The sequence below is a fragment of the Pseudomonas sp. TMW22091 genome, from assembly GCF_022496705.1.
Lineage (GTDB): Bacteria > Pseudomonadota > Gammaproteobacteria > Pseudomonadales > Pseudomonadaceae > Aquipseudomonas > Aquipseudomonas saxonica.
This window is the reverse complement of sequence record NZ_SCFI01000001.1, coordinates 59308-86259: the sequence shown is the minus strand read 5'-3', so window position 1 is coordinate 86259 and position 26952 is coordinate 59308. Positions and strand designations below refer to the sequence as shown.

The window sequence follows — 26952 nt, the reverse complement described above, 5'->3', positions numbered from 1 at the left end:
TTTCGACGGGCCCGCGACCCGCGCTACTGGCCCTGTAGCGTGCGGTTGGGATTAGGGCCGGTGATTTCGGCGCACTGATCGTGCGCTGTAGGGAAGGTAAGCAAGATGGTACAGGTCAGAGCACACCAGCCGATCAACACCGACGGCAGTCTCAACCTCGAGGCATGGCTAGATCATGCGGTGAGTGTCGATGTGGCGCTGGACCGCGAAGCCTTGAAAGAAGCGTGCGAATACGCACGTGAGGCTGAGCAACAAGCCAATGCAGCGAAAAACCTGTGGACTGAGGGCACTTCTAGCTTTCGCACCGGGTTGGAAATTGCTGAAATTCTCGCTGATCTCAAGCTGGATCAGGATTCTCTGGTCGCGGCGATTTTGTACCGTGGCGTGCGTGAGGGGCAAATTCAGCTCCCGGCAGTGAGTCAACGTTTTGGTCCGGTGGTGACCAAGCTGATTGACGGCGTATTACGTATGGCGGCCATCAGCGCCAGCCTCAGTCCACGTCAATCGATGGTGCTGGGCTCTCAGGGCCAGGTTGAAAATCTGCGCAAGATGCTGGTGGCAATGGTTGATGACGTGCGCGTAGCACTGATCAAACTTGCTGAGCGCACCTGCGCGATTCGTGCCGTTAAAAATGCCCCCGACGAAAAGCGCAATCGCGTGGCCCGCGAGGTCTTCGATATCTATGCGCCGCTGGCGCACCGTTTGGGCATCGGCCATATCAAGTGGGAGCTGGAAGACTTGTCCTTCCGCTACCTTGAGCCTGAACAGTACAAACAAATTGCCACCTTGCTGCATGAACGCCGCCTTGATCGCGAGCGCTTTATCAGTGACGTGATGAACCAGTTGCGCACCGAACTGGAAGCCACTGGTGTGACGGACGCTGACATCAGCGGCCGAGCCAAGCACATCTATTCCATTTGGCGAAAAATGCAACGCAAGGGTCTGGCCTTCAGTCAGATCTACGACGTGCGTGCGGTACGGGTGCTGGTTCCGGAAATGCGCGACTGCTACACCGCGCTGGGCATCGTCCACACCCTGTGGCGGCACATTCCCAAAGAGTTCGATGACTATATCGCCAACCCTAAAGAGAACGGTTACCGCTCGTTGCACACCGCGGTTATCGGGCCTGAGGGCAAAGTGCTGGAAGTCCAGATTCGAACCCATGCCATGCATGAAGAGGCTGAGCTTGGGGTGTGCGCGCACTGGCGCTACAAGGGCACCGACGTCAAGGCCGGTTCCAACCAGTACGAAGAGAAAATATCCTGGTTGCGTCAGGTGCTGGAGTGGCACGAAGAGCTGGGTGATATCGGTGGTTTGGCCGAACAACTGCGGGTCGATATTGAGCCTGATCGGGTCTACATCTTCACCCCTGACGGTCATGCCATTGACTTGCCCAAGGGCGCGACACCGCTGGATTTCGCCTACCGGGTACACACCGAAATCGGCCATAACTGCCGTGGCGCCAAGATCAACGGGCGAATTGTCCCGCTCAACTACACCCTGCAAACCGGCGAGCAAGTCGAGATCATCACCAGCAAACACGGCACGCCGAGCCGCGACTGGTTGAACCCGAACCTGGGTTACATCACCACATCGCGGGCGCGGGCCAAGATTGTTCACTGGTACAAGCTGCAAGCCCGTGATCAGAACGTTGCTGCGGGTAAGACCTTGCTTGAGCGCGAGTTGGGGCGTTTAGGCTTGCCGGGCGTGGATTACGAAAAACTCGCCGACAAAGCCAACATGAAAACCGCCGAGGACATGTACGCGGCTCTCGGAGCCGGCGATCTACGGTTGGCGCAACTGATCAATCTGGCGCAGCAACTGGTCGAGCCTGAGCGCGGCAGCGAGCAGATGGAGCTGATTCCGCGTAAAGCCACGGGCTACAAGCCGGGCAAACGTGGCGATATTCAGATCGAAGGTGTGGGCAACTTGCTGACCCAAATGGCCGGCTGCTGCCAGCCGCTGCCAGGTGATGCGATTGTCGGTTACATCACCCAGGGTCGTGGTGTGAGCATTCACCGTCAGGATTGCGCCTCGGTGCTGCAGCTGGGCAGTCGTGAGCCGGAGCGGATCATCCAGGTCAACTGGGGGCCGATCCCGGTGTCGACCTATCCGGTCGATATCGAAATCCGCGCCTACGACCGTTCGGGGTTACTGCGAGACGTGTCGCAAGTGCTGCTAAACGAGCGGATCAACGTATTGGCGGTCAACACCCGCTCGAACAAAGAGGACAACACCGCGTTGATGTCTTTGACCATCGAGATCCCGGGGCTGGATGCATTGGGGCGTTTGCTGGGGCGTATTTCGCAACTGCCAAACATCATCGAAACCCGCCGAATCGGGCGTAGTGAGCCGCGTTAACGCGTAGCAGCCGCAGGCTGCGTCCGGCGGCGCAGTCGTCGTAAGTTCAGGTATCGCGGTGTTTCAGTTACGCCGCGTTATCAGGGTTTGCGATTGCTGCGCAATCGGACGTCGCCTTCGGCAACGGCTACACAGTATGCGTACAGATAGAGAATATTCATGTACACACTCGACGACCTGCTTCACCTCATGGCCCGCCTGCGCGACCCGCAGTACGGCTGCCCGTGGGATATCAAGCAAACTTACGCCAGCCTTGTGCCTTACACCCTTGAGGAAGCCTACGAGGTTGCCGATGCGATCGAACAGGGCGACTTCGAGCATTTGCAGGGTGAACTGGGGGACTTGCTCTTCCAGGTGGTCTATTACAGTCAACTGGCCCGCGAAGAAGGGCGCTTCGAGTTCGCCGGGGTCATTGACAGCATTACCCGCAAGTTGATCCGTCGCCATCCTCACGTCTTTCCAACCGGCGATCTGTATGCCCCGCTGGATGTGCCGCGCCTGAGTGAAGAGCAGGTCAAGCAACGCTGGGATGAGATCAAGGCGCAAGAGCGCGCCGAGAAGTCTGCTGCCCCTCAGCAGTTGTCCTTGCTTGACGATGTGCCGGTGGCGCTGCCGGCCTTGTCCCGTGCGGCCAAATTACAAAAGCGTGCCGCTCAGGTCGGTTTCGACTGGCCCGGCGCCTTGCCAGTGCTGGACAAAGTGCGTGAAGAACTGGATGAAGTGCTCGAGGCGATGGCAGACAACGATTCGGCAGCCATCAGTAACGAGGTGGGCGACTTGCTGTTTTCAGTGGTGAACCTTGCACGTCACCTCAAAGTTGACCCCGAAACCGCCTTGCGCGGTGCAAATGCCAAATTTGACCGACGTTTCCGGTTTATCGAGCAGGCATTGCGCGATACCCTGCGTCCCATTGAAGATTGCACCCTTGAAGACCTGGACGCCCTGTGGGGTGAAGCCAAGCGCCAGGAAAAGAATTTGCCCAGCTGCGGCTGAGCTTGCCTAAGTGAGTAGATAGATGAGCATTTCCCTACGCGATCAGTTGCTCAAAGCCGGACTGGTCAACGAAAAGCAGGCCAAACAGGCCGGTAAAGAAAAGCAGAAGCAGCAACGTCTGGCCCACAAAGGCCAGATTGAGCTGGATGACACCCAGCAGCGTCTGGCGGCAGAAGCCAAGGCCGAAAAGGTTAAACGCGATCAGGAGCTCAACCGCCAGCAACAGGAAAAGGTCGAGCAAAAGGCCCGCGCTGCCCAGATCAAACAGTTGATCGAAGTTTCACGTCTACCCAAGCTGAACACTGAGGACTACTACAACTTCGTGGATGACAAAAAGGTCAAGCGCCTGTCGGTCAACACCTTGATGCGCAACAAGTTGGCCAATGGTTCGCTGGCCATCGTGCAGCACCAGGGCGGCTACGAAGTGATCCCCCGTGAAGCAGCCCTGAAAATTCAGGAGCGTGATCCGCGTCGTATTGTGCAACTCAATATCCTCGTCGAGCCGAAAACGCCGGAAGAGGATGATCCGTACGCGGCGTACCAGATTCCTGATGACTTGATGTGGTAACCGGCTAATTTTGATATCAACGAAAAACGCCGCCTGACGCAGCCTCGTTGCTTCGCCAGCGGCTACACGAACCTCTAGAGTTCGGAAACGACAAACCCCGCTTCGGCGGGGTTTGTGTTTTTCAAGACAGTAGTTTCAGTGATTCATGCCTGGCGTTTCTGCGCTTCCAGCTTTTCCAGCTCGGCTTTATAGCTGTGAGCGTCGCTTTCGCGGTGGAACATACCGACCAATACGTCTTCTTGATGAACATCCCACAGGTGAACACCGTGGGCTACCAGTTGGTGGAACATACGTGAATCGTCGCGCTCAGTTACTTTGATAGTCATCTGCTTGCTCCAAATTCTAAAGAAGGCCTGCGGCAAGGCGTCGCAGGTCTTCTTTATAGAATCTGTTAGCTCCCTAAGTAAATAGCCTAATGTATGGCTGTCATGTTGCGCAAAAACGCTGAATCGCTACAGCCCTTTGTTTTCGGGGTGTTTATGGATTTGAGCGATAGTTTTATGACAAATGTTTCATGTTGCGATTACTTCAGGCGAAAAAAAACCTCGCCGAAGCGAGGTTTTTTCAAGTTGACGCTAGGTGCAGGAAATTAATCGCCTTTGACTGCTTTTCCACCCACCGTGCCGTCCAGCAGCATGATGTTGTATTCCTTACCGTCGGTTTCGACCTGTTGCAGGCGAACCAGCAGCGCATCCCATTTAGGGGCAAACCACATCACGGTCGTGCGTTTGTTCTTGGTCGGATCGCGGACACGTTCGACCTTGATGGCATCAATGGAGCCAGCCTTGGTTTTGACCTTTTCCGGGCCGAGAACGCGGAAGTCATACGTATCGACTTTATCTCCTTCAGCCACCTGGTAGCTCATACTTTTTTTGCCGGCAGCCACATCACGCTGCAAGGCCAGCTGATAAGTGGACTTGTCGAGCATGCCGGAAATCAGCGGCAGTTTGACCGGGTCATTGTTATCCATACCGGTCACCATTTTGGTGGCCCAGTCAAAGTCCAGATTGACCTTTTTAGTCTTGCCCAAGCCGCCACGCTCAAAGGTATACTTCAACGGCAGCAAGGTATTGTTCTCAACCTTGAAGGTGCTGGTTTCGGTCAGGCTGGCAAGCATCATGGAAGCCTTGAAGTTCAAGACCCAGTCGCCTTTGTCACCTTTGCTCAGGCTACGCTCGGCAGAACCGCTCATGGGTAACTGTTTCCAGTCGGCGGTGTAGCTGGCGGTGAAGGGCTGAAGATCGGCCGCCTGCACTGCTGGAATAGCCAGCAGGCTGAGGGCGAGGAGCAGGGCACGACGCATAATGTCTCCTAGGTTCGTATCAAGTGGCCGCTGGCCGCAAGTAATTGACCGTCTAATAATGCGCCCTGTTCGTCAAGTGACAAACGCCCTTCGGCAAACCAGCGCACTGCAAGAGGATAGATCCTGTGTTCCTGTGCGTGAACCCGTTGGGCCAGGCTGTGCGCGGAGTCGTCAGACTCTACCGGTACCACTGCCTGTACGACCAGAGGTCCGCCATCGAGTTCCTCGGTGACGAAGTGAACACTGCACCCGTGTTCGCGATCACCGGCATCCAGCGCGCGCTGGTGGGTGTGCAGCCCTTTGTATTTGGGCAGCAGCGAAGGGTGGATATTGAGCAGTCGCCCCTGGTAGTGACGCACAAAATCAGCGCTGAGGATGCGCATGAATCCGGCCAGAATCACCAGTTGCGGTTTGAATGTGTCGATGACTTCGATCAGTGCAGCATCGAAGGCCTCGCGGCCCTCGAAGGCTGTGTGATCCAGTACGCGGGTGTCGATACCCGCGTCTTTGGCGCGTTGCAGGCCGTAGGCGTCGGCGCGGTTGGAAATCACCGCGCGCAGAGTGGCCGGGCTGCCCTTGACGTCATCGCTGTCGATCAAGGCCTGCAAGTTGCTGCCGGTGCCGGAAAGCAGCACCACCACATCACAGGTATCAGGCATTAGTGCGCCTTGATGTTTTGCAGCTCAACTTGCGCAGCGCCTTCAGCGGCGGTTGCGATCTGGCCGATGACCCAAGGCTGTTCGCCGGCTTCACGCAGTACGTTCAACGCGGTTTCAACATCGGCCTGAGCCACGCAGATGACCATGCCAACACCGCAGTTCAGCACGCGGTGCATTTCGTGTTCGTCCACATTGCCTTGTGCCTGGAGCCAGTCGAAAACAGCCGGGCGCTGCCAGCTGGCGACGTCAACCACGGCTTGAGCGCCTTTTGGCAGAACGCGCGGGATGTTGTCCAGCAGGCCACCACCGGTGATGTGGGCCATGGCTTTAACAACACCGGTTTCTTTGATCAGCTTGAGCAACGGCTTGACGTAGATGCGGGTTGGCGCCATCAGCAGGTCGGTCAGTGGCTTGCCGTCGAGCTGGATGTTTTCGATGTCGGCACCCGACACTTCGATGATCTTGCGGATCAGCGAGTAACCGTTGGAGTGCGGGCCAGAAGACGGCAAGGCGAGCAGGGCGTCGCCAGTTGCTACTTTAGAGCCGTCGATGATTTCGGATTTCTCGACCACGCCTACGCAGAAACCGGCCAGGTCATAGTCTTCGCCTTCGTACATGCCAGGCATCTCTGCGGTTTCGCCGCCTACCAGCGAGCAACCGGACAACTCACAGCCAGCGCCGATACCGGTTACCACTTGGGTGGCGGTTTCTACGTTGAGCTTGCCAGTGGCGTAGTAGTCGAGGAAGAACAGAGGCTCTGCGCCGCAAACGATCAAGTCGTTAACGCACATGGCCACCAGGTCGATACCGATGCTGTCGTGTTTGTTCAGGTTCAGCGCCAGACGCAGCTTGGTGCCTACACCATCGGTGCCAGAAACCAGAACAGGCTGCTTGTAGCCAGCCGGGATTTCGCAGAGGGCGCCAAAACCGCCGAGGCCGCCCATCACTTCCGGGCGTGCAGTGCGCTTGGCCACGCTCTTGATGCGTTCGACCAATGCTTCACCGGCGTCGATGTCAACACCGGCGTCTTTGTAGCTCAGGGATGGTTGCTTGCTCATAATCCAGGCCTTTAGGGGGGATTCGGGGGTATCGACCGAGTTCAGAGGGCGGGCTTGCACAGGCTCAAGGTATGAAACAGAGCACTGGCAGGGCGCCCGGCTGTCGCCGGTCTGCGAAGGCGCGCGATTTTATCAGGCTTGAAGGGCAGCGGCCATCCTCGGGCCGACGGGCAGGGTCATATCTGTCGAAAAAAACCTTTTTTAACCCGTGTCAGGAAGCTTGTAATAAGGTATAGCCGCAGTGTTTTGATTTTTTATGACCGAATGAAAACGACGATGCGTCAGTGAATGATTCGGCCGTGGGCCTGTCTGACACCTTATCGAGTGTTTTTATATGGCTTTTCAATAGTGTTATTGGCCGTCAGGAATTTTTCATGCGTTTTCATCAATTTATCGCTGTGGGTTGTTTGTCTTTTTTCAGTTTGGCCAGTCACGCTGAAATCCTTACGGGGCTGTACCAAGTGCGCGAGCCGGTAAACAGTCAAACACCTGAGGAACGTACCCAGGCCACGCAAAAAGCTTTGGAAACACTGGTGTTGCGCTTGACTGGGGATGCCAAGGCGCTGCAAAACCCGGCCTTGGAAGCCGTCCGCAAAGACCCTCAGCAGATCATCAGCCAATACGGATATGACGCGGGCCCGCCCGAAAGCCTGCAAGTCGACTTTGACCCCGTGAGCACAGACCGTGTGTTGCGTCAGGCCGGTTTGTCGTTGTGGGGCAGCAATCGTCCAGCCTTGCTTGGCTGGTGGCTGAGCGATTCAGTAGAGGGCTCAAGCCTGGTGGGCGATGGTCAGTCAGCTGCAGAACCGTTGCGTCGTGCGGCCCAGCATCGCGGCCTGCCGCTGCGCTTGCCTTTAGCGGACTTGAGCGAGCAGTTGGTGGGCACTGCTGAAAATCTTGAGGGCAGCAACCCGGCGCCGCTGAAAGAGGCTTCCGAGCGTTACGGGGCTGATGCGCTACTGGCTGTTCACGCTCACGAAGACGATGGCAAGTGGACTGCCAAGTGGCGTTTGTGGGTGGGCGATCAGCAAGAGCAGGGCAGTGCCGAGGCGGCAGATCAACCTGCGCTGGCTGATGCAGTCATGCTTCAGGTGAGCCAGCGTCTGGCGCCGCGTTACGCGGTCAAACCGGGCGTAGCCACAGAGCAGGCACTGCAAGTTCAGGGCATGAATCTTGAGCACTATGCTCAAATGGGCCGCTTGCTGGAGCCGTTTGGCGGCCAGCTTCAGCGTATTGAAGGCGACCGCGCTGTTTACCGCGTCAACGGCAGCACCGAACAATTGCGCTCACAACTGGGGCTGGCTCAGTTGCGCGAAGTACCGGCTGATCAGGTGCCTGCTGTATCCACCGACGGGCAAGTGCCAGCACCCGCGGGTGAGTCGTCCGGCCAGTTGCGATTTAGCTGGTAGGGTTTTCTTCTATATAAAGGATGGTTGTTCATGACGGATTCGCGGCGATGGGTGTGGTGGGGCGTAGCGTTGGCTGCGATCCTTTTTGTCTATTTTTTGCATGCCATACTTACGCCGTTTCTGGTCGCGGTAGTACTGGCCTATATGTTCGATCCGGTTGTTGATCGGCTAGAAAAGTACGGTTTTTCAAGAACCTGGGGCGTTGTAACGGTTTTTACCCTGTTTACTGTCATTTTAGTGGCGTTGTTGCTGGTGCTCGTGCCATTGCTGGCCAAGCAGTTGATGAAGCTTTATCAATTGGCCCCGCTGGTACTCGATTGGCTGCAACATACCGCCATGCCCTGGGTGCAAGCCAAATTCGGCTTGGGTGATTCATTCTGGAACTTCGACAAGATCAAGGCCGCCATCACCGAGCATATCGGGCAGGCGGGTGACATTGTCGGTGCCGTGCTTTCACAGGCGACTACTTCAAGCCTTGCTCTGGTCGGTTTTTTGGCCAACCTGGTACTGATTCCTGTCGTGGCGTTTTACCTGCTACGCGATTGGGACATCATGCTGGCTAAAATCCGCAGCCTGTTACCCCGCGATCGCGCTGACAAGATTGTGTCGTTGGCTGAAGAGTGCCATGACGTGCTGGGGGCATTTCTGCGCGGTCAGTTACTGGTGATGCTGGCGTTAGGCGTGATCTATTCAGCTGGTCTGATGCTGTTGGGTCTGGATTTGGGCCTGATTATCGGCCTGATGGCGGGGTTGGCGGCTATCGTGCCCTATATGGGCTTTATCATCGGAATTGGCGCCGCGCTGATTGCAGGACTGTTCCAGTTCGGTGGTGATTTGTACCCAATGCTGGGCATCGTTGCGGTATTTATGGTCGGCCAGGCGCTTGAAGGCATGGTGCTCACCCCTTTGTTGGTGGGGGACCGAATCGGTCTGCATCCAGTTGCCGTCATATTTGCGATTTTGGCCGGTGGCGAGTTATTCGGTTTTACCGGCGTGCTGCTGGCGTTGCCAGTGGCTGCCGTAATCATGGTGCTCGTGCGCCACATGCACGATATGTATAAGGATTCGCAAGCATTCAAAGGCGAAGAAGACCCTGAGTTGTAAAGAAACACGTGGTGATGAGGCGGGGTATTTTCGAGTGCCCCGCCTTTTTGTAGGTGCTCAAGCTCGCGCGGTGTCAGAAAAAACTCAATCATTCCAGACTGTTAACGCAAACCTTTGATTTTGTTCGTGGTCTGTTACATTGTGCGCCCGGCTACACGGGTATAAACTTTGCAAACTTTACACAGAGGCCACTAACGGTTCGCTTGAACTGTTCAGTCAGCATGAAACCGATTCAGCTGCCCCTAGGTGTGCGTCTGCGTGACGACGCTACCTTCATAAACTATTACCCAGGCGCCAATGCCGCTGCACTCGGCTATGTCGAGCGTCTGTGCGAAGCCGACGCCGGCTGGACAGAAAGTCTGATTTATCTTTGGGGTAAGCACGGGGTAGGTCGTACCCATTTGCTACAGGCCGCCTGCTTGCGGTTTGAACAGATGGGTGAACCTGCGGTGTACTTGCCGTTGGCTGAGTTGCTGGATCGCGGCATTGAAATCCTCGATAACCTTGAACAATACGAACTGGTTTGCCTGGATGACCTTCAGGCCGTCGCAGGTCGTGCTGACTGGGAAGAGGCGCTGTTTCACCTGTTCAATCGCTTGCGCGACAGTGGCCGCCGTCTGCTGATTGCTGCTTCTGCCTCCCCCCGCGAGTTACCGATCAAGCTGGCTGACCTCAAGAGTCGACTGACGCTGGCGCTGATCTTCCAGATGCGCCCCTTGTCCGACGAAGACAAATTGCGTGCCCTGCAATTGCGCGCATCGCGCCGGGGTCTGCACCTGACCGACGAAGTGGGGCATTTCATACTGACCCGCGGCACCCGCAGCATGAGCGCGCTGTTCGATCTCCTGGAGCGACTGGATCAGGCCTCCCTGCAAGCACAGCGCAAGCTGACCATTCCCTTCCTGAAAGAAACCCTCGGCTGGTAAAGCCACCTAAGCACTGCATGTCTGTCGGCTGTTAGAACCCCTGTGCTTCGGTGGGCGATATACGCAAAAGCTATTGGCAAGGGTTTTGACCCTCACATGTCACGATAAAACCGCGGAGTCACATTTTAATCGATTGAATTTGCAAATGAGGATCATAGAAGGCATAGTCGCGACTACTTTTCCCACAAGACACGGTCGTGCCCATGCTAAAGCGCTTTGCACCCCTCGTGCCCCTCGCACTGGTTACCCTATTGTTTGGCTGTGCAGCACACACACCTGTGTCGCAGCAAGTGGTTGAACAATCGGCTCAAAACACATCGGTATCGCAGACTTCCGCTCTTTATCAGGAAGAACTGGCGACCGAAAAAGAACTTGAACAGTTTTCCGAGAACAGCAAGCCTTACGAATTGCCGGCTTTGGCTGACAGCATTCTTGAGCGTGGCATGTCCTTGATCGGTACCCGTTACCGTTTTGGCGGCACCTCTGAGGCGGGCTTCGATTGCAGCGGTTTTATCGGTTACTTGTTCCGCGAGGAAGCTGGCATGCAATTGCCGCGTTCCACGCGTGAAATGATCAACGTTAATGCACCGTTGGTCGCACGAAACAACCTCAAGCCAGGTGACTTGCTGTTCTTCAGCACCAATGGCCGTGGCCGCGTCAGCCATGCCGGGATTTACCTGGGCGATGACCAGTTTATCCACTCCAGCAGCCGCCGCAGCGGTGGTGTGCGGATTGATAATCTCGGGGATTCCTACTGGAGCAAGACGTTTATCGAGGCCAAGCGGGCCTTGGCAATGGCACCCGGTAATCCAGCGAGCGTAGTTGCCCGCAAGTAAAGTTAAAGTCTTACTTGAAGTTTGGCCTCTAAGGGCTAGAATTCGGTCGCAATGTTAAATTCTTGAAGCCGCCAGGTACTCCCTTTCGCGGCTTTGGGTTTCGCGGCCACAGTTGCCGTATCCAGAATCAGGAAGTTCTGTTTATGTCGACCATGGCCCGCGCATCTCTTTTGACTCTAGCAGCACTGCTCAGTGCCTGCGCCAGCCACACACCGCCGCCGCCCCCTGTGGTCACCCCGGTTGTGTTCTCCACTGCTCCTGAAGAAATATCGCCGATTGCCGCCGATGTGCTCTTTCGTGCGTTCAGTTTGGTGGGCACGCCCTATCGTTGGGGTGGCAACACCCCTGATTCCGGGTTTGATTGCAGCGGGTTGATCAAGTACGTCTATAACGACATGGCGGGAATATCGCTGCCACGCACGACGCGCGAGATGATCGTGATGAGGGCGCAGAATGTCGGCAAGGACAAGTTGCAAACCGGAGATCTGCTGTTCTTCGCCACTAACGGTGGTTCACAGGTCAGCCATGCCGGTATCTATGTGGGTGAGGGCCGCTTCGTCCATGCACCTGCTACCGGCGGCACAGTCAAACTGGACAGCCTGTCCAAAGCCTATTGGCAAAAAGCCTATCTAAACGCCAAGCGCGTGCTGCCGACCGAGCAGCACCTGGCGCGTCTTCCATAGAGGTTTAAAACCTCTGAGCCCAACCCTCTCCCATTGGGCTAGGGTTGGCTTGCAGAGCGCCTACTTCGGTGAAACACGCCACACGGTATTGCCCACATCATCGGCAACCAGCAAGTCCCCTCGTTTATCAACCACCACTCCTACCGGCCGACCCTGGGCCTTCTCGTCCGCATTCACAAAGCCGGTCAGCACATCCACCGGCATGCCACTCGGTTTGCCTTGTGCAAACGGCACAAAAATCACCTTGTAGCCACTGAGCGGTTTACGGTTCCAGGAGCCGTGCTGGCCTACAAATGCGCCCTCTTTAAACTCGGGTAAATGACTGCCTTCGGCAAAGGTCAAGCCCAGGGAGGCTGTATGGGGGCCCAAAGCGTAATCTGGAGCAATGGCTTTAGCGACCAACTCCGGATTTTGCGGATTGACTCGACTGTCCACATGTTGCCCGTAATAGCTGAAAGGCCAGCCGTAGAATCCGCCGTCCTGCACCGATGTCATGTAATCGGGCACAAGATCGCTACCGATTTCGTCACGCTCATTGACCGCAGTCCAGAGTTTGCCAGTCTTGGGTTCCCAGGCCATGCCATTGGGGTTACGCAACCCGGACGCAAAAATTCGATGGCTGCCAGTGGTCCGATCAACTTCCCAGATCGCAGCTCGACCTTCTTCCTTGTCCAGACCGTTCTCGCCAACGTTACTGTTAGAGCCCACGCTCACATACAGAGTTTTACCGTCCGGGCTGGCGATAACGTTTTTGGTCCAGTGATGGTTAAGCGGGCCACCAGGAAGTTCGACCACCGTGACCGGCTTAGCACTAATGGACTGTTCACCCTCCTGGTAGGGGAAGCGCAACAGCTTATCCGAGTCAGCGACATACAAGTCGTTACCCACCAGGGTCATCCCGAATGGAGAGTTAAGGTTTTCGATAAACACCGAGCGGGTGTCGGCAATACCGTCATGGTCTGTATCGCGCAACAATGTAATCCGGTTCGCGCTCGGTACAGCAGCCCCCGCACGGCCCATGACTTTCTCCATAACCCAGCCTCGAATGCCTTTGCTGTCGTCAGGCTTTGGCGGGGCATTGGTTTCGGCCACCAACACATCGCCATTTGGAAGGACGTAAAGCCAACGGGGGTGATCGAGATTCTCGGCGAATGCAGCAACCTTCAAGCCTTGAGCGGCGACAGGTGTAGCACCGGCAGGCCAACCGATGGCAGGAGCAATATTGACAGTCGGTATCAAAGTCTTATTGGGCTCAGGCAGTTTCGGGGAGGGCCCACTGCCGTCACTCACCTGTAAAGTAGAACTTTCACCACAGGCAGCTAAGCCAACCGCCAAAAAAACGACCACAGCGTTTGCTAATTGGGGCATGAGAAATATCCATCCAGTTGAGGGGTACAATTAATAGAGATGTAGAGCGGATAAATAGTTCAGCAGGGCATTGCGGTATTCAAAAAAAGCTTAAAATTATATTCAGCAAAAAATAGAGAGTAAACTAGATAGCGCTCAAGGGACGCCTGATGAGTTTTGTTAATAAGGAGTGAACCGTTGATTGATTAGGCGGTTTTATCAAATCGCCTTTTTGTTTTTATAAAGGATAAGCAGCATCGATTCGGAAAATACGGGAGAGAAACCTTTTTGGCTGGTCATTGTAATTAAGTCTGTATTGAATTTTTGCAGATCTAGAGTGCTAGAGCTCAGCGTGTCGTGATCAAGTTCAAAGCTGTTCTCAGACGTTAAGGTATTCGCTAATTTTCCTAGGAAATTGGATAAGCCTTGTTTGGAAAACGGCGATTTATTCATTCCCTCAGGGGGGAGGCAACCTGCAGATATCATTATCTCATTCAATATCCCTGCGATCGTTCGGCTGCTGATGATTTTGTCATATTTTTGTTTCATGTCCTCAACGTTGTATATGTATTCATACTGGGAGTCAGGGTTGTCGTCTCGATGGAAAGTGATCAGGAAATTAAAGAAGTCACTTTCGCTAGACAGGTTAATGGTGGTTTTGCCTTTTGCATAATTATCGACTGCAGCAGTCCATTGCTCCTGGCTTAACCCATTCAAAGTGTTGTCCCAATAACCATTCGTTTCGGGCAACGGTTTGTCAAGCACGTGCGGGCTATGTTCAAAGGACACTGAGTGCGCAAAATTTTCTAGATAGCCTGCTTCTTTGAATCCACCAGGCAGTGTGACTTCATACGCTAAATGATTGTCTTGGCAGTTCTCTAATAAGGTTTCAAAGTTGACCAGAATATCACCCAGGGAGTCGCTTTCAATAAAGCTGATGTCACTGGATTGGAGTAGCTCAGGCGACCAGTCGATTCTCCAGCGTATACTTTCATCCGATGTCGTACAGTTGACTGTAATAGTTTGAGATAGACGATTTTTTATTCTGAGCACGCTCGATCCATCGTGGGTCTCGAATGTATCGAAAGCGGTGCGGTTTTGCCAAAGTGCTTTATCACCAAAGCGGCCGTGGTATTGTTTGCTAGGGATATAAAGCGCTGAAGTTGGTTTCTCAGGTTCTACCTCATCGTCTTTAGGCGTTAACACTCGAATCGTCAACGGTGTAGTATCTGAAACGTCGTCGGCGTTAGCTATGCCGCGTTCACTTAGTTTGATCAGCTCTTCAGCCGTGAGAATTTGCTTTTCACTGCTCAATGTGGGGTCCAACACATCGTTACCTGCACCGCTGAAAAGGCCATCGCCTATGCATACCATGACGTGTTTAACCTTTGGCACTTCATTTTGAGGGGTTGTTCCGGGTGTAGCTATAAACACAATGAGATCCCCTTTTTTGGCGACAAAGGGGCTACTTTGGACTGTACTCACATGAGCGGTGAGTAACGCCGTACTGATCCGATCAGCTGTGTTTGGTATAAGATTCATATCGTTGTCGTATTTTGGGAAGGTGAATGAGGTACTTAATGATTTAGCTGTTTTATATTTTGTTTTACCTATCAAGGCTAGGTCGTGAGTCACATCTATCCAAGAGTTTAATTTTGTAGCTTTCAGGCTGGAAGATTCGAATAAGTTGGCAGTCTTCTTGATCGCCTGGAAAGAATTAGAGAGAAACGGAATGCCACTTTTGATGAATTTTTTAATAGAGGGTTTTAACGCAAAGTCAAGTTTGTAATCAATAGCAGCGTTAATAAAAGCCATCCAGAAAATTTCACGTGATTCCTGAGCGCTGTCTGAGATCAGTAATTCCGCAAATGGAACGGCAGCCAATCCTAATCCTACGCCATATCCAATAGCACCGCTCAAAAAGGAAGTGGCCCCAGCCAAATATGGCCCCGCGTCGGTAACGGCTTGAAAGAATGCATGGCCGATAAGTTCAGCATTGGATTTGGTTATTGCGTCAGCATCAGCGAGAAGCTGATCAAAACAAAGGGTAAACAAGGTGCTTGCAAAGTCTTCGGCATTTTGGCCTAAAGAGTGCATGTCAGACGGGTACTTTGGCTCTGCAAGTTCTAGGGTGGGAACATAGGGAAGAGCACTTTGCACGACGGCCGCTTCTTTTTGATCTTCAGACATGTGCGGTGTCAGCCATGAATAAAATTCTTTATCCTGCTGCCCAGGTTGCAGAGATGGACTCAGCGTATCCACGGGGTTTAAATATTTAGACGATTCATAACCCATGTTAAAAGCCGCTATCATATTTCCAGCGTCGCGGAATTCAAAATGGGTATTATTCAGCAGTGAACGTAACTCAAATCTACCGTTGGGTTTGCTGACTGCGTAAACACCCGCAATAGGCCTATCGTTGTAGATCACAGTGTGGAAAGGTTTCTCTGAAAAACTGGTTTTGATATGTTGGTAAAGAATCGGAGCGATGACAGTTTTCCAGTTTTTAAAAAATTCGGGATCATCTCTTAGCTGTTGGTATATACCCTCGAGATGGACTTGCCAATCGGTGGTGGCCAGTTTGCTCAACACGTTCAGGTCATACACGCTGTCAGGGTCAAAATAAATGTTCTTATACGAATTAGCAATAGCGTGTCGGATGTGTTTTTTCTGCATAATTTCAAAGATTGTAAATTCTTTAGTTTCTTTTATTGCTTCTGGAAGGACTCCTGTTTTACCTAAGACGAACCTTATATTGCCTCCTATATCGGCTGGCTCATATTTCCAAGTTTCCGTGTAGTTGATTTTTATCGTGTCTGTCAATTTTGGATGTTTGAAAAAGTCGGTGCCCGTTTGTTTATCAATAACAGCGTTATCCAATTCCTCTTGTAGAATGCTTAAAGGGTGAGGTATTTTTATCTTTTGTGCAGCTGCAGTAACCTCGTAGAGGTGAGCTACGACTTTGCGAGCGGCAACGTTCGTTTTAATCATGTCTTCCAACAGCGGATCATCGAGCGTTAGTCCAGGGGGATCAGTGATGAGAGTGTAGTCTGAGTTTTTGATGAGCTGATGGCCCTCCGTAATAAATTCCAGGAACGTCATGGATGTTTGTTTCTTAACGCCAAAGCGATATTCCTCAAAGGTAATAATTGAATCTGGGGTCATAACTTTCAATTGCGGATGGGCGCTAATACGGTTGCTGAAATCTTCGTGCCCCCACATTTTAGTGGCCAAGGCCTTCACGGCATTACTGAGGGTGGGTGTTGAAGTGGCAGCTGTTTTAATGGCCGTATCGCCACGCATGTAATCGTCATGAAACTCTGGTGTGGCCAAAGACTTTTGCCAACTTTCAGTGTGGTGAGTTGGCCATGTCACTTCGGGCTTAATATTCAAGCCAGAGGATTTTTCTGACTCTGTCAGGTAGCGACGGCGGATGTAGTCATCGAGGGGTATTTTTTTGTACTTGAAAGTGGTTGCATCTGTATAAACTTTAACGGTGACCACATCCGTTGATTTCGGGCGGATAAGATCTTTGGATTTATCATCTGGTGTCACAAGGCTATTCAACGCTTTATTTTTGCTCCATTGGCCTGGCGTGTAATCGCCACTGCCACTGTTTAGTTCGTTGACAACTTCAGCTGTGCGTGCCTGTGATCCTTCGAAAATGAAGGGGTCGACACAATTTAAACTGATCATTCGCTGCTTTGCTCTTCCATTAAAGAAGTCAATTAGATCAGCCTGGCCTCTGTAAATTATAGGCTTGCTTGGATTGTCAGGGTCAATCTTGGAAAAAGAGAAATTAACTTTTTGGTAAGGATCGAAATTATTCCAGACGCGGTTCACAGCTTTAGGATAATAGGCCTTCATTTCTTCTAATTTATTAAGTGCATAGAGATTGGCTTTAATATACTCACGCTTCGTTTCAATAACGAGCTCCGTCGGAAGGCTATTACTGAATGATGCGAATTGCTGTTCAATACGATTTAATTCCTTTTGTTTTTTATCGATTTCAGATTCAGGGGCTTCTTCCTCTTTTATACGGGATATGTCTTGTTTTATTTTATCTATAGACCTCATGAGCAGAGTAAGTCGGTTTCGGTTTTGGTTTCGATCTTGAGTGAGTGGCTCAGTCTTTGTGTCGTCATCATTAGCGCGTAAATCAGTATTGCCAGTGGGGTTTACCGATCTTTTTGTACGAGGAGTTCTGTCTGTGTTGGCTGCAGGTGACGATGAAGAATCCTCATGGGTATCAGTTTCTAGGGGCTGAGCATCGGTGTCTTCAATCTTCACATCCATGTCGTTGGCAAGATCATCAATTGCCTGCATATCGAACGAAGGCGTATTTGATGACTCAGGTATGTTTTCAACGGGAGAGAAATATTGTTGGGTTTGAGCTAAATAGTGCGTTTTAAGCAGCATAAAAGGCTGTTCAATACCTGCCGAGACTAAGTTTAAGTTCATTCTTTTTTTAGCTTGCTCAAGGTATTCTTCGTTAAATTTTCCGCCCTTATAAAAGCCACTCAAGGTTAAAGCTCCCGACAAGGCGGTAATGGCTGCGGAAGGGAGTACACTGGTGAACAACCTGAAGGCTAATTTTCCGGCTTCAAGTTTGAGGAATTTTTTGATAGCCGATTGTGGGTTTTCACCGACTCGGGTGGCTTGTCCAAGACCCCGTATAACTAAGCCGATGGTCAAAGGCGCCAGTAAGACTTTTAAATAAGCCATACGGGGGCTCAACAGATTTCTATTGGGGTGTATTGAGACTAAACGTTCCAGTGTGCGGGCACTGTCTTGCGCCGTAGCCGATACCATGCCGAGAAGTAAATTATAGTTAAACTTCTTGGCGCCCCATTCATGCAAATATTGTTTTATTTTAGGGTGTTGATTCAAGATGGCTTCGAGGGATGCAGGCCATGATATGTCGTCGTTCTCTGCGTCCTTTACAGCCATTTTAATCCATTTGCCGAGCACTTTCCCTTGGCTGTCTTCAGGGGTAGTCAGGTCTGATTGTAATTTGCTAAGCATCTGCTCTACTGCGCCATCAATATCCGAATCTGTACCAGGATTGTTTTTCAAATAGGCGGCTTTCTCTGAAGCAATAAATTCACCAATGTCTTTCGCCAGAAGCCCTCGGTGTGAATAATTATGCAGTGCAGAACCTGTCATTTGAGTCAGCGCAAGTTTTATTGTGGCCTTAACGTCGCGGGTTTTATTCTCCACATTCTTAAGCGCTGAAATCATCACCTCTAGTTGAGTTTCTTTTTCAGTTGGCAGCTTTGCAGTATTCATAAGGTCTGTCGCGGCTTCGAATAAGAGCTTCGCGGCGGGTTTGATAGTGTTTGAAAGTGAAATCAGTTTGCGCTCGGCCCCACGCTTGTATCGTGGGTCTATATCCGCCAGCGTAGCATCCATTAAAGCCTTGAACGCTTCATCAGACGTGTGCGTCTGTACGTGCGGTGCTACACGCAGCGCTGCTGTTTTAGCCTCTTCCAGCGTTGAAATACTCTTCTCTTTGTCTTTGAGTTTAGAATTTGATTCGAGGCTTTTTTTTGTTAAGGCCTCTCTTTCTATTTCCATGACGGCTTGAATAGCGTGCTGAGTCAAAACGTTAAGTTGTTGTTCTAGTGGCGTGGCCAATTTAAAGTCCCGACTTAGTGTGTTGGGAAGTTTTTTTATCTCGCTGTCTGTGGGCTCTTGTTTTTTTTCTAAGGCTTTTACTGTTTTACTCGCTTCATGCGCGGAGGCCAGCATTTTCTGTGTGACCACAAGAAGATCTTGTGTCGCGGCCAGTATTTCGAGCGGCGTGACACTCAGTGTGGCATCAAAATTAATACTGTCTTCACTTGAGGGGGTTACTGATTCTCCCCAGTTTTTTAATGCACTTAGTCCTAATATCTGAAGGCTGTAAACGCCCCTTTTTGCCAGTGAAGGCAACTTGGTGCGTGTGTAGTCAAGCGTATCGTGGGAGGCATCTCCTACCGTTGATATCACTCTTTCTACGATACCTTCCTCCATCAGTTCAATGGTTGATTTTAATAATGAGCCTGTTTTTTTACCCATTGTATAAGCGGCTCTTATCAATTTATTGCTGGTGCTTTCAGATTTTTTTAGGGCGTATTGGGCTTTGTCAAAATCAGCAGCAGCACTTTTCAATGCACGGCCCGATTCTGAAAATAGTTCCGGAATAATGTATTGTATTGCTCGCGAACTTTGTGTTTTTTCTTTGAGTGTTGGAAGTTTGTGCAGTGAGTAATTAAATGCTTTTTGTGCAGCTTTAGTGGCCTGCTTTGACTTTTCTTCTAAGGTAATAAAACGTTCTGATTTGTGAAGCTTCACTTTTTTCAGCAGCAGGGTGTCGAGTTCATTATTAAATGCCACAGTCCCATGGTTGAAGGCGTGCTCAACGGATGCGTCTACCTTTTCGGAAAACGCAGTATCAGCTTTGTCCAGTGAGCCCAGCATGTGTTCTATTATTAGAACAGCCGATGTCTTTTTGAGGGTTTCACGTTGTTCATGTTCATATTCCTCCCAATAAGCCAATGTGTCGTTGTGTGTGGTTTGCAGCGACTTTGCTGCCTGTTCAAGGGCGTTAATGGTTTTATTCAAAGCCATTAACGTCTCATTCATCGATGCTTCTTGAACTGACTTCCATTCTTGCTCGGAAATAACGGCTATCCGATTGGCGAAGTGTAAGATGTCAAGCAGAGTAGGGTGACCATGGAAAATGGATAATGCTGTAGTGACGGTTTGAATAAGTGCCTCAATTTTAGAGCGCTTGATAATGGCTTCGTCGGGGATCTTGTTTTTATTGATTTTGTTGTATTCGCGCCACTGTTCTAATTTTGGCTTAATATTTTCCTGAAGGTGCGCCGCAAAGGTCGATGTTGTAGGCGTTTGAGGCGTTTGAGGCGCTTGCAGGGCAGGCACTTCGTTTTGCGTTGTATCTATCTCATTGGCGAAGTCTGAATCTTCAGTGAATACCTCTGTGGGGCCAGGTACTGCGGCTTGTGAATGGGGTGTCATCGCTAACACATTAACCGGATAAATTCCTGTTGTCGGACCCGTTCTCTTAGATCCTTCAGTCAACAGGGGGGTGTCCAACGACTGGCCTAAATCTGTTAAGGTTTTGAAACGCTTTAAGGTTGAGCCCTCGGAAGAGTTTTCATTATTAGAGCTAACCTTCGAGTCTTTCATTGGTGATCCTCTTGATCATCAATGCAAGCGACGATCACGGGAGATAAGGATTCCGGGTCAACTTTCTCTGACATAGGCTTGATCTAAGAGATAATTCCTACGTTCTTTTTAAACTGTAGCTGACAACTAATCTGGCGCGTGTATTACGTCGGAAATCTCGTTTTAGGTTGGGGTGTCCATGGCTTCAATTGACGCTCCACCCCCAACCCTCTAACCTTCGCGGCTTGTTTCAGGTGCTCTGCAACCCTTGGTTGGCCGAGTGAAACAGGGAAGCCGGTGAAGGTGACTGTGAAAGCCACAGCCATCACGATCCCGGCGCTGCCCCCGCAACGGTAAATGAGTGAAAACTGCACAAAGTGCCACTGTGAACAGTCACGGGAAGGCGTGCGGTCAAGGGTTGTTCTATTAATGAGCGACCCGCTTGTGAGCCCGGAGACCGGCCTGATTCATCCAGCACTCTCGCGGCGGGCGATGCAGTGTGATTTGTGACCAATTTCCCCCGCCTCCCGTTTGCTTAATTCAGCCCCAACGGAGAGCTGCCATGAATGAATCCCCTGAACGTGATGAACGTCATCTGGCGCGTATGCTGCGCAAAAAAGCAGTTATGGATGAGCGCATTGCCAGCTCGCCAAACGAATGCGGCTTGCTGCTGGTATTGACCGGCAATGGCAAAGGTAAAAGCAGCTCAGCATTTGGCATGCTGGCTCGGGCTATGGGTCACGGGATGCAGTGCGGCGTGGTGCAGTTCATCAAGGGCCGCAACAGCACCGGCGAGGAAATTTTCTTCCGCCGCTTCCCTGAGCAAGTGCGGTATCACGTTATGGGCGAAGGTTTTACCTGGGAAACCCAGGACCGCCAGCGTGACATCGCTGCCGCCGAGGCTGCGTGGGAAGTGTCCCGCGAAATGCTGCGCAATCCGGCCATCGGACTGGTGGTGCTGGATGAACTGAATATTGCGCTCAAGCACGGTTATCTCGACCTTGAGCAAGTATTGAGCGACCTGCAAGCCCGGCCGCCGATGCAGCATGTACTGGTCACAGGCCGTGGCGCTAAACCTGAACTGATTGATCTGGCCGATACGGTGACTGAAATGGGCGTGATCAAACACGCTTTTCAGTCCGGTATCAAAGCCCAGAAAGGCATCGAATTGTGAGTGTTGAAGCATGAGAGAGTCGCGTCATTGCCCGGCGGTATTGATCGCCGCACCGGCTTCCGGTCAGGGCAAGACCACCGTTACCGCCGCCTTGGCCCGTTTGCATCGCAATCAGGGGCGTAAGGTTCGAGTATTTAAATGTGGCCCGGATTTTCTCGACCCGATGATCCTTGAGCGTGCCAGTGGTGCGCCGGTGTATCAGGTGGATTTGTGGATGGTGGGTGCAGAGGAAAGCCGCCGTCTGTTATGGGAAGCCGCTGGTGAGGCCGACTTGATCCTGATCGAAGGCGTGATGGGGCTGTTCGACGGCACGCCTTCAAGTGCCGATCTGGCCCGGCATTTCGGGGTGCCGGTGTTGGGTGTGATTGATGGTACGGCCATGGCCCAGACCTTTGGGGCTTTGGCTTTGGGGCTGGCGCGTTATCAACCTGACTTGCCTTTTGCCGGGGTGCTGGCCAACCGGGTGGGTACGGTGCGCCATGCGCAATTGCTGGAAGGCAGTTTGACTGAGGGTTTGCGTTGGTATGGCGCGCTGTCCCGAGAGACCGGCATTGAATTGCCTAGTCGTCATTTGGGCTTGGTACAAGCCAGCGAGCTGAATGACCTGGATGCCCGCCTTGACGCGGCGGCCAATGCCTTGGCCAGTACCTGCGAGGTAGCGCTGCCACCCGCGGTGACGTTTGATGCGCCTGAACCTGTTGCTGTTGAGCCTCTGTTGGCGGGTGTGCGTATTGCGGTAGCCCGTGACGAAGCATTTGCCTTCACTTATGGCGCAAGCTTGGCGTTATTGCGAGAAATGGGCGCTCAATTGCTGTTCTTCTCACCGATTCGCGATACTCAATTGCCGGAAGCGGACAGTCTGTATTTACCCGGCGGCTATCCCGAGTTGCATCACCTTGAGCTGTCGCGCAATCACCCGATGCTGGAAGCCATTCGGGCCCACCATGCCAGCGGCAAGCCTTTGCTGGCTGAATGCGGTGGCATGCTTTATCTGCTCAATGCCCTGACCGACGTAGAGGGCCAGCGTGCTGAGCTGGTGGGGTTGCTGGCCGGTGAGGCAACCATGCAAAAACGTCTGGCGGCGTTGGCATTGCAAGCCGTCGAACTGCCTGAAGGGCTGCTGCGTGGTCATACCTACCATCACTCGCTGACCAGTACCGAACTTGAACCCATTGCCCGGGGCTTGAGCCCCAATGGCGGGCGCGGCGCTGAAGCGGTGTATCGCGATGGGCGCATGACTGCGTCTTATGTGCACTTTTACTTTCCGTCCAATCCCCAGGCCATTGCCGCGTTGTTTGCGCCATGCGCCGTGAAGGTGTCATGAGCAACAATGCATTTAGCCCCCTAGAGCGGGCTGCTGTTTACCGAGCCATTGCCGAGCGCCGCGATATGCGCCACTTCATTGGCGGCAGTGTGGCACCTGAACTGCTGTCGCGTTTACTTGAAGCGGCGCATCAGGCCCCGAGCGTAGGGCTGATGCAGCCCTGGCGGTTTATCCGCATCACCGATCGACCTTTGCGCGGCAAGATTCAAGCGTTGGTCGAGGAGGAGCGAGTGCGTACCGCTGAGGCGTTGGGAGAGCGTTCCGATGAGTTCATGACGCTCAAGGTGGAAGGCATCAACGATTGCGCCGAGGTCTTGGTGGCTGCGTTGATGGATGACCGCGACAAACATATTTTTGGCCGCCGTACCTTGCCGGAAATGGACATGGCGTCGTTGTCGTGCGCCATTCAAAACCTGTGGCTGGCGGCCCGCGTCGAAGGGCTGGGCATGGGCTGGGTCTCTTTGTTCGAGCCTCAAGCGCTGGCGGACCTGCTGGGTCTACCCGCAGGTGCCAAGCCTCTGGCTGTGCTCTGCCTGGGGCCTGTCGAAGCGTTTTACCCGGCGCCGATGCTGGTGCTGGAAGGGTGGGCGCAAGCACGTCCACTCAGCGAGTTGGTGTATGAGAATTATTGGGGAGTCAGTGCATGAGTGTGGCCTTGCTGTGCGTGGCCGGGGTGGCGATGGATGCGCTGCTCGGAGAACCCAAGCGCTGGCATCCGCTGGTTGCGTTTGGCCGTATGTGCGAGCGCATTGAACGGCGCTTCAACTCCGGCGGACGTGGCTGGCGCAGTCATGGCGTAACGGCTTGGGTGCTGGCGGTGCTGCCATTGACGGTGCTGGCAACCGCCTTTTCATGGCTGCCTTACATCGGTTGGTTGGTGGACATTGTGGCGCTGTATTGCGCGCTGGGTATGCGCAGCCTCGGTGAGCACGTGCAACCGGTGGCTCAGGCATTGCGCAGCCATGATCTGGAGGAAGCGCGCACGCGAGTTGGCTACTTGGTCAGTCGCCAGACCAGTGAGCTGGACGCCAACGAGGTGGCTCGTGCAGCCACTGAGTCGGTGCTTGAAAACGGCAGCGATGCAGTGTTCGCAGCGTTGTTCTGGTTTGTCGTGGCCGGTGCGCCGGGTGTGGTGCTCTATCGTCTAAGCAACACGCTGGATGCCATGTGGGGCTATCGCAATGAGCGCTTTGAACGTTTTGGTTGGGCGGCGGCGCGTATTGACGATCTCCTGAACTATATTCCTGCGAGGTTAGTGGCGTTGACCTACGCCGTATTGGGTAAAACCAGGCTCGCCATCAAGTGCTGGCATACACAAGCGCCCAAATGGGACAGCCCAAACGCTGGCCCGGTTATGGCTGCGGGCGCGGGTGCCTTGGCGGTTGAACTGGGCGGCGCCGCGATTTACCACGGTGAGCTGCATGAGCGCCCGCAACTGGGTGAAGGCGCGCCTGCCGACGCCGACGCCATTGACCGGGGCTGGCAACTGGTGCAGCGCGGCGTGTGGTTATGGTTATTGATTCTGTGCGTGGGGAGTGAATTCTATGCTTGAACACGGTGGCCGTTTACGTCAGGCAGTCCTTCATTACGGCATTGCCGAGTCGGACTGGCTGGACTTGTCCAGCGGTCTGGCTCCCTGGCCATTTGCCGTGCCCGACATTCCCGAACGTGCCTGGGCGCGCTTGCCAGAAACCGATGACGGTCTGGAGCACGCCGCCTGTGCTTACTACGGCGCGCCGAACGTGCTGCCCGTGCCAGGTTCACAATGTGCGATACAACTGCTGCCGCGTCTGCGCCGCAGTGGCAAGGTTGGCGTGCTGTCGCCGTGCTACGCCGAACACGCTGAAGCGTGGCGGCGCAGCGGGCACATCGTGCGGGAAATCACGGAAGAAGAAGTCGATTTCTATCTTGAAACACTGGATGTGCTGGTGGTGGTCAACCCCAACAATCCCACCGGTTTGCAGTTGTCGCCCGAGCGTTTGCTTGAGTGGCATGCGCGGCTGGCACAGCGCGGGGGCTGGCTGGTGGTTGACGAGGCTTTTATGGATAACACGCCTGATCTGAGCCTGGCGACCCATAGCTGGCGAACCGGGCTGATTGTGCTGTGTTCATTTGGAAAGTTTTTTGGTCTGGCCGGCGTTCGGCTGGGCTTTGTGCTGGCCGAACTCAAACTGCTCAAGTTGCTGGCCGAGCAGGTTGGACCCTGGGCGGTCAGTGGGCCGACGCGTATTGTCGGCAAGGCATGCCTGCTCGACACGCAAGCCCAGCAACGTCAGCGTGAGCGCAGCGAACTGGCTGGCGGGCGTCTGGCGCGCTTGCTCAGTGCGCACGACTTGCAGCCGCAAGGCGGCTGTGCGCTCTTCCAGTGGTTAATCACGCCCCATGCTGACCGGCTTTACGAATTTATGGCGCAACGCGGAATTTTGCTGCGTCTGTTTCCCCACAACAGCAGTGTGCGTTTTGGCTTGCCCGCAACCGAAGGCGATTGGCTGAGGCTGGAGCAGGCGTTGTTGGCGTTCACCAAGGAAATTCCATGAGCACATTGATGGTGCAGGGCACCACTTCCGATGCCGGTAAAAGCACGCTGGTCACGGCATTGTGCCGCTGGCTGACACGTCAAGACGTGCGCGTGGTGCCGTTCAAACCCCAGAACATGGCGCTGAACAGTGCCGTGACCGCAGAGGGCGGTGAGATTGGTCGTGCACAGGCCGTGCAGGCACAGGCGGCCGGGCTGGCACCGCACACAGACATGAACCCGGTGTTGCTCAAGCCCAACAGCGACACAGGCGCGCAGGTGATTATCCATGGCCGTGCGGTGACCAGCATGAATGCCGTGGCGTATCACGATTACAAAGCCATCGCCATGCAAGCGGTGCTGGCCTCGCACCAGCGTTTGAGTGAGCACTACCCTGTGGTGATGGTTGAAGGCGCAGGATCACCGGCAGAGATCAACCTGCGAGCCGGTGATATTGCCAATATGGGCTTTGCCGAAGCGGTCGACTGTCCGGTGATTCTGATCGCTGACATCAACCGTGGCGGGGTGTTTGCGCATCTGGTCGGAACCCTTGAACTGCTGTCCCCCACGGAACAGGCTCGGGTCAAAGGTTTCATCATCAATCGTTTTCGAGGCGACATTGCCTTGTTGCAGCCGGGACTCGACTGGCTGGAGCAGCGTACCGGCAAACCAGTGATTGGCGTGTTGCCGTATGTGATGGACCTGCACCTTGAGGCCGAAGACGGTATAGATCAGCGTCAAACCGACAAGGTGGAGCAGGTGCTGAATGTGGTCGTGCCGGTGCTGCCGCGAATCAGCAATCACACCGATTTCGACCCGTTGCGTTTGCACCCGCAAGTGAACTTGCAGTTTGTCGGGCCGGGCCAGCCCATTCCGCCTGCGGATTTGATCATCCTTCCGGGCTCCAAAAGCGTGCGCAGTGATCTTGCCTATTTGCGCGCCAATGGTTGGGACACGGCCATCCGCCGTCACTTGCGATACGGCGGCAAAGTTCTGGGCATTTGCGGCGGTCTGCAGATGCTCGGTGAGCAGGTGCACGACCCGCTTGGGCTTGAAGGGCCTGCGGGTTCGAGCGATGGGCTGGGCTTGCTGGCCTTCAGTACCGAGCTGGCTGCCGAGAAACAGCTGCGCAATGTGCGCGGGCATTTGACGTTGGAAAACGCAGCGGTCAGCGGTTATGAAATTCATGCGGGCGTGACAACAGGCGCAGGGCTGGAGTTGCCAGCGGTGCACTTGCAGGACGGTCGTTGTGATGGCGCACAAAGTCTGGACGGGCACGTGCTTGGCACCTATTTGCACGGCTTGTTTGAATCACCCGCTGCGTGCAGTGCACTGCTGCGTTGGGCCGGCTTGCAGGATGTGCAGGAGGTGGATTATCACGCTTTGCGCGAGCGCGATATTGAGCGCCTGGCAGATCTGGTTGAGAACCATCTGGACACGGCGTATCTGCGTGAGTTGTGCGGTGTTGCACTGCATGTCTCGTAGCGGCTGCCGAAGGCTGCGTGCCGTGGCGTAGCCG

At 53.6% G+C, this 26952-nt stretch carries 20 protein-coding genes and 1 riboswitch; of the genes, 14 read left to right on the top strand and 6 right to left on the bottom strand.

Annotated elements, in window-relative coordinates; all coding sequences use genetic code 11:
• Window positions 1-105: 105 nt before the first annotated feature.
• The 3 genes from relA to EQV93_RS00375 all read left to right on the top strand — a co-directional run bounded on the left by relA (window position 106) and on the right by EQV93_RS00375 (window position 3922).
• Window positions 106-2361, top strand: a complete 2256-nt coding sequence (gene relA, locus EQV93_RS00385; RefSeq protein ID WP_146383977.1) for a GTP diphosphokinase — start codon at window positions 106-108, stop codon at window positions 2359-2361.
• Window positions 2362-2520: 159 nt separating this feature from the next.
• Window positions 2521-3354, top strand: coding sequence for a nucleoside triphosphate pyrophosphohydrolase (gene mazG / locus EQV93_RS00380; RefSeq protein ID WP_240890698.1), 834 nt, complete (start codon window positions 2521-2523; stop codon window positions 3352-3354).
• Between the two features lie 22 nt (window positions 3355-3376).
• Window positions 3377-3922: a DUF2058 domain-containing protein gene (locus EQV93_RS00375; RefSeq protein WP_016779855.1), complete on the top strand. Its 546-nt coding sequence runs from the start codon at window positions 3377-3379 to the stop codon at window positions 3920-3922.
• A gap of 143 nt (window positions 3923-4065) precedes the next feature.
• Here the strand turns inward: EQV93_RS00375 and EQV93_RS00370 are convergent, their stop codons facing one another.
• The 4 genes from EQV93_RS00370 to purM all read right to left on the bottom strand — a co-directional run bounded on the left by EQV93_RS00370 (window position 4066) and on the right by purM (window position 6942).
• Window positions 4066-4248, bottom strand: a complete 183-nt coding sequence (locus tag EQV93_RS00370; RefSeq protein WP_019827733.1) for a hypothetical protein — start codon at window positions 4246-4248, stop codon at window positions 4066-4068.
• 263 nt (window positions 4249-4511) lie between these two features.
• The gene (locus tag EQV93_RS00365) at window positions 4512-5225 is read right to left on the bottom strand and encodes a DUF3108 domain-containing protein (protein ID WP_240890697.1); all 714 of its coding nucleotides are present in this window, start codon (window positions 5223-5225) and stop codon (window positions 4512-4514) included.
• An 8-nt stretch (window positions 5226-5233) separates the two neighbouring features.
• Window positions 5234-5884, bottom strand: coding sequence for a phosphoribosylglycinamide formyltransferase (purN, locus tag EQV93_RS00360; RefSeq protein WP_122784634.1), 651 nt, complete (start codon window positions 5882-5884; stop codon window positions 5234-5236).
• Window positions 5884-6942, bottom strand: coding sequence for a phosphoribosylformylglycinamidine cyclo-ligase (purM, locus tag EQV93_RS00355; RefSeq protein WP_122784633.1), 1059 nt, complete (start codon window positions 6940-6942; stop codon window positions 5884-5886). Before purM ends, purN begins: the two co-directional genes overlap by 1 nt.
• Window positions 6943-7316: 374 nt before the next feature.
• On the opposite strand from purM, the gene EQV93_RS00350 reads away from it, so the two are divergent.
• The 5 genes from EQV93_RS00350 to EQV93_RS00330 all read left to right on the top strand — a co-directional run bounded on the left by EQV93_RS00350 (window position 7317) and on the right by EQV93_RS00330 (window position 11900).
• Complete coding sequence (locus EQV93_RS00350) at window positions 7317-8351, top strand: DUF2066 domain-containing protein (protein WP_240890696.1); 1035 nt, start codon at window positions 7317-7319, stop codon at window positions 8349-8351.
• Window positions 8352-8381: 30 nt separating this feature from the next.
• Window positions 8382-9455, top strand: coding sequence for an AI-2E family transporter (locus EQV93_RS00345; protein WP_122784631.1), 1074 nt, complete (start codon window positions 8382-8384; stop codon window positions 9453-9455).
• 221 nt (window positions 9456-9676) lie between these two features.
• Window positions 9677-10381: a DnaA regulatory inactivator Hda gene (gene hda / locus EQV93_RS00340; protein ID WP_122784630.1), complete on the top strand. Its 705-nt coding sequence runs from the start codon at window positions 9677-9679 to the stop codon at window positions 10379-10381.
• Window positions 10382-10584: 203 nt separating this feature from the next.
• Window positions 10585-11217 carry a C40 family peptidase gene (locus tag EQV93_RS00335; RefSeq protein WP_146383968.1) on the top strand — a complete coding sequence of 211 codons (633 nt, stop codon included), beginning with the start codon at window positions 10585-10587 and terminating at the stop codon, window positions 11215-11217.
• A 143-nt stretch (window positions 11218-11360) separates the two neighbouring features.
• On the top strand, window positions 11361-11900 hold the full coding sequence (locus tag EQV93_RS00330; RefSeq protein ID WP_122784628.1) for a C40 family peptidase: 540 nt from the start codon (window positions 11361-11363) through the stop codon (window positions 11898-11900).
• A 60-nt stretch (window positions 11901-11960) separates the two neighbouring features.
• Here EQV93_RS00330 and EQV93_RS00325 read toward each other — a convergent pair whose 3' ends face one another.
• Both EQV93_RS00325 and EQV93_RS00320 read right to left on the bottom strand, forming a co-directional pair.
• The gene (locus EQV93_RS00325) at window positions 11961-13268 is read right to left on the bottom strand and encodes a PQQ-dependent sugar dehydrogenase (RefSeq protein ID WP_146383966.1); all 1308 of its coding nucleotides are present in this window, start codon (window positions 13266-13268) and stop codon (window positions 11961-11963) included.
• A 198-nt stretch (window positions 13269-13466) separates the two neighbouring features.
• Window positions 13467-20441 (bottom strand): hypothetical protein, encoded by a 6975-nt coding sequence (locus tag EQV93_RS00320; protein ID WP_240890695.1) that lies wholly within the window; start codon window positions 20439-20441, stop codon window positions 13467-13469.
• A gap of 214 nt (window positions 20442-20655) precedes the next feature.
• Window positions 20656-20900, top strand: a riboswitch (cobalamin riboswitch).
• A gap of 82 nt (window positions 20901-20982) precedes the next feature.
• Between EQV93_RS00320 and cobO the strand changes: the two genes are divergently transcribed.
• The 6 genes from cobO to EQV93_RS00290 are packed head-to-tail and all read left to right on the top strand — an operon-like array spanning window position 20983 to window position 26918.
• Window positions 20983-21594, top strand: coding sequence for a cob(I)yrinic acid a,c-diamide adenosyltransferase (gene cobO, locus EQV93_RS00315; RefSeq protein ID WP_122784625.1), 612 nt, complete (start codon window positions 20983-20985; stop codon window positions 21592-21594).
• A 10-nt stretch (window positions 21595-21604) separates the two neighbouring features.
• Entirely contained in the window at window positions 21605-22918 is a 1314-nt protein-coding gene (locus EQV93_RS00310) for a cobyrinate a,c-diamide synthase (RefSeq protein ID WP_146427369.1), read from the top strand.
• On the top strand, window positions 22915-23565 hold the full coding sequence (bluB, locus tag EQV93_RS00305; RefSeq protein WP_122784623.1) for a 5,6-dimethylbenzimidazole synthase: 651 nt from the start codon (window positions 22915-22917) through the stop codon (window positions 23563-23565). The genes EQV93_RS00310 and bluB overlap by 4 nt, the downstream gene beginning before the upstream one ends.
• Window positions 23562-24470 (top strand): adenosylcobinamide-phosphate synthase CbiB, encoded by a 909-nt coding sequence (gene cbiB / locus EQV93_RS00300; RefSeq protein ID WP_240890694.1) that lies wholly within the window; start codon window positions 23562-23564, stop codon window positions 24468-24470. The genes bluB and cbiB overlap by 4 nt, the downstream gene beginning before the upstream one ends.
• Window positions 24463-25455, top strand: coding sequence for a threonine-phosphate decarboxylase CobD (gene cobD, locus EQV93_RS00295; protein WP_122784621.1), 993 nt, complete (start codon window positions 24463-24465; stop codon window positions 25453-25455). Before cbiB ends, cobD begins: the two co-directional genes overlap by 8 nt.
• The gene (locus tag EQV93_RS00290; protein ID WP_122784620.1) at window positions 25452-26918 is read left to right on the top strand and encodes a cobyric acid synthase; all 1467 of its coding nucleotides are present in this window, start codon (window positions 25452-25454) and stop codon (window positions 26916-26918) included. The genes cobD and EQV93_RS00290 overlap by 4 nt, the downstream gene beginning before the upstream one ends.
• Window positions 26919-26952 lie beyond the last annotated feature (34 nt).

Bases quoted from the DNA above. Each gene is read 5' to 3' on its own strand.
- relA (WP_146383977.1), top strand. From the start codon at position 106: ATGGTACAGGTCAGAGCACACCAGCCGATCAACACCGACGGCAGTCTC.
- mazG (WP_240890698.1), top strand. From the start codon at position 2,521: ATGTACACACTCGACGACCTGCTTCACCTCATGGCCCGCCTGCGCGAC.
- EQV93_RS00375 (WP_016779855.1), top strand. From the start codon at position 3,377: ATGAGCATTTCCCTACGCGATCAGTTGCTCAAAGCCGGACTGGTCAAC.
- EQV93_RS00370 (WP_019827733.1), bottom strand. From the start codon at position 4,248: ATGACTATCAAAGTAACTGAGCGCGACGATTCACGTATGTTCCACCAA.
- EQV93_RS00365 (WP_240890697.1), bottom strand. From the start codon at position 5,225: ATGCGTCGTGCCCTGCTCCTCGCCCTCAGCCTGCTGGCTATTCCAGCA.
- purN (WP_122784634.1), bottom strand. From the start codon at position 5,884: ATGCCTGATACCTGTGATGTGGTGGTGCTGCTTTCCGGCACCGGCAGC.
- purM (WP_122784633.1), bottom strand. From the start codon at position 6,942: ATGAGCAAGCAACCATCCCTGAGCTACAAAGACGCCGGTGTTGACATC.
- EQV93_RS00350 (WP_240890696.1), top strand. From the start codon at position 7,317: ATGCGTTTTCATCAATTTATCGCTGTGGGTTGTTTGTCTTTTTTCAGT.
- EQV93_RS00345 (WP_122784631.1), top strand. From the start codon at position 8,382: ATGACGGATTCGCGGCGATGGGTGTGGTGGGGCGTAGCGTTGGCTGCG.
- hda (WP_122784630.1), top strand. From the start codon at position 9,677: ATGAAACCGATTCAGCTGCCCCTAGGTGTGCGTCTGCGTGACGACGCT.
- EQV93_RS00335 (WP_146383968.1), top strand. From the start codon at position 10,585: ATGCTAAAGCGCTTTGCACCCCTCGTGCCCCTCGCACTGGTTACCCTA.
- EQV93_RS00330 (WP_122784628.1), top strand. From the start codon at position 11,361: ATGTCGACCATGGCCCGCGCATCTCTTTTGACTCTAGCAGCACTGCTC.
- EQV93_RS00325 (WP_146383966.1), bottom strand. From the start codon at position 13,268: ATGCCCCAATTAGCAAACGCTGTGGTCGTTTTTTTGGCGGTTGGCTTA.
- EQV93_RS00320 (WP_240890695.1), bottom strand. From the start codon at position 20,441: ATGAAAGACTCGAAGGTTAGCTCTAATAATGAAAACTCTTCCGAGGGC.
- cobO (WP_122784625.1), top strand. From the start codon at position 20,983: ATGAATGAATCCCCTGAACGTGATGAACGTCATCTGGCGCGTATGCTG.
- EQV93_RS00310 (WP_146427369.1), top strand. From the start codon at position 21,605: ATGAGAGAGTCGCGTCATTGCCCGGCGGTATTGATCGCCGCACCGGCT.
- bluB (WP_122784623.1), top strand. From the start codon at position 22,915: ATGAGCAACAATGCATTTAGCCCCCTAGAGCGGGCTGCTGTTTACCGA.
- cbiB (WP_240890694.1), top strand. From the start codon at position 23,562: ATGAGTGTGGCCTTGCTGTGCGTGGCCGGGGTGGCGATGGATGCGCTG.
- cobD (WP_122784621.1), top strand. From the start codon at position 24,463: ATGCTTGAACACGGTGGCCGTTTACGTCAGGCAGTCCTTCATTACGGC.
- EQV93_RS00290 (WP_122784620.1), top strand. From the start codon at position 25,452: ATGAGCACATTGATGGTGCAGGGCACCACTTCCGATGCCGGTAAAAGC.